This is a genomic window from Kitasatospora sp. NPDC007106 (assembly GCF_040634455.1).
In the GTDB taxonomy this organism is placed as follows: domain Bacteria; phylum Actinomycetota; class Actinomycetes; order Streptomycetales; family Streptomycetaceae; genus Kitasatospora; species Kitasatospora arboriphila.
In genome coordinates this window covers 1-2,090 of sequence record NZ_JBEYFP010000955.1, presented here as the reverse complement: position 1 = coordinate 2,090, position 2,090 = coordinate 1, and the positions used below count along the sequence as shown (strand labels likewise).

Sequence of the window (2,090 nt, the reverse complement as noted above, 5' to 3'; positions counted from 1 at the left end):
GGCACGATCATCGAGACCGGCACCGACTCCTACCGCCTCGCCACCACCCGCGCCCGCACCGGACAAGCCGCTGCGGCTGGCTGACCGGCCTGTCCCACATGGCCCGCCCGAAGGCGGGCCATCACGACGACCAGGGGACGCGGATCTGCGTCTTGACGGTGCGGACATCGACAAGCTCGAAGCCGTCCTGACGCCGCACGACATGCTGGACGTCATTCAGAGCCGAGTCGCGGAGGAATCCGACCCAACCCTCCGTGGTCGCCTGCCGAAGAAGCCATTCAACGACCTCCATCATCACGCCGAATTCGTCCTCGTGGATGCAGGTCCGGACCGTCAGAGCCCAAGGGACACTGCCATCCGGGTTCGGCTTGTTGACGGCACGGACCAGGACGCAGGTGTCCACCCCATCGAACGAATGACTCGCCTCACCACCATCGAAGACCCGCCAGGGGACACCGTGTGACTCCCAGTCAGCCGACTGCAGCACCGGCGGCATCTCGGCCTGCCCCAGGAGCCACCGGAGCTCCTGAAGGACGGGCTCGGGCACATCCGGCCGCAGGTCCACAGCCAGGAACAAGTCGTAGTAGTCACTCACACCACGACCCTAGCGCCGGGCCCCGACAGCGGGCTCCGAGACGGACAGCGGCACCCGGTGAAGACACGGTGCTGTCAAAACTCGTGAACATCTGCGGGTAGCGTGATCACCAGCCGCTGTCCGAACTCATCGACAAACGCTGTCCTGAGAAGTGAACGAAGCCACTTCCACCGGTGCCGGACCTCATCGAGCGCGACTTCACCGCCGAGCGCCTGGACGAACGCCGGTGCGGCGACATCACCTACATCCGGGCCGCCGGCACCTGGCTCTTCCCGGCTTCTGCGATCGACATCCGCTCGCGCCGGGTGGTGGGGCCGGTCGATGGCCACCCACATGCGGACCTCGCTGGTCATCAACGTGCTCCAGGCCGCGGTTGCCGCCCGGGGCGGCGACGTCACCGGAGTGATCTTCCATGCGGACCGCGGGTCCCATACACGTCAGCGGCCTTCGCGGAGGCCTGCGACCGTCACTGCGTCCGCCGCTCGACGGGACGCATCGCCTCGTCCTACGTCAACGCCCTGGCCGAGAGCCTCTGGCAGAGCCTGAAACGCGAGTCCCTGCACGGCACGCCGACCACGACAGCAGCCCGGATCAGGCTCGAGGTCTTCCGCCGGCTCACCTACCACAACACCCGCCGGCGCCACAGCGCCCTCGGTTACCTCTGACCACTCGAGTTCGAACAGCGAGACCACGCCCCGGCTAATACTCCAGCTGTAGTTCTTGATCACTGTTGCGGAGCGACCTGTCGTTGCCGCCGCCCGTCGTCGATCATGGGTGGCCTCATCCGTGCCGCTGCGCCGGGCGGACTGGAAGGCTGAGCTCATGGCTTCGAGCATCGTCTCCAGTGCACCGAGTATCTGCGGACTGGTACGAGCGCCCTCTGGGTTCGGTTGCGGGAGCTCCTTCAGGACCAGGGGCTTGACCCTGAGGCGACGGTCGTCGTTGGCCTCTTGCAGGAGGGCCCCGATCACGAGGATGGCCAAGTCTCCGGCGACGGCAGGGTCTACGGGTCCAGCCTCTTCTATTGATCAGAAACGGCTCGGGTTCTCATCAACATGAGGGGTCTTCACCGGGGTCGCCTGATCCGCCTCGATGGTCCTGGCCGCCTCGGCTGCTTCCCGGAAGGTGACGACCGCCTCGCCGTTCTCCCGCGCCCATGCGGTGAGCATCCTGATGGGTTCCTCCAGGGTTCGCCCGAGATCGGTCAGGCCGTACTCCACGCGCGGTGGCGCCTCGGCGTACGCGTGCCGTTCGACGAGCCCGTTGGCTTGGAGCCGGCGCAACGTCTGGGTCAGTACCTTGCGTGAAATGCCACCGCTCAGCTCGACCAGCTCGCCGTGGCGCAACGGGCCGTCGGTCAGCGCGAAGAGCGTGACCATGGACCACTTGCTGGCGATGATCTCCATGGCCAGGAGAGCGGGACAGTCGGCGAGGAAGGCAATTCCGGGTCGCAGGCTCATGCCCCGAAGGTTACCTGGAGGTACCTGTTGGCCGC

The 2,090-nt window shown here is 66.5% G+C and carries 2 protein-coding genes and 1 pseudogene; 1 reads left to right on the top strand and 2 read right to left on the bottom strand.

Annotated features, from left to right (window positions below):
* Positions 1 to 121: 121 nt before the first annotated feature.
* Positions 122 to 595 (bottom strand): hypothetical protein, encoded by a 474-nt coding sequence (locus ABZ641_RS34460; protein ID WP_359988275.1) that lies wholly within the window; start codon positions 593 to 595, stop codon positions 122 to 124.
* A 167-nt stretch (positions 596 to 762) separates the two neighbouring features.
* Between ABZ641_RS34460 and ABZ641_RS34455 the strand changes: the two are divergent.
* Positions 763 to 1,260 (top strand): annotated as a pseudogene (locus tag ABZ641_RS34455) (DDE-type integrase/transposase/recombinase); the annotation flags it as partial.
* Between the two features lie 363 nt (positions 1,261 to 1,623).
* Here ABZ641_RS34455 and ABZ641_RS34450 read toward each other — a convergent pair.
* Positions 1,624 to 2,055, bottom strand: a complete 432-nt coding sequence (locus ABZ641_RS34450) for a helix-turn-helix domain-containing protein (protein ID WP_057606767.1) — start codon at positions 2,053 to 2,055, stop codon at positions 1,624 to 1,626.
* Between the last annotated feature and the right edge of the window lie 35 nt (positions 2,056 to 2,090).

Coding starts and splice junctions, on each gene's coding strand:
- ABZ641_RS34450 (WP_057606767.1), bottom strand. CDS start 2,055: ATGAGCCTGCGACCCGGAATTGCCTTCCTCGCCGACTGTCCCGCTCTC.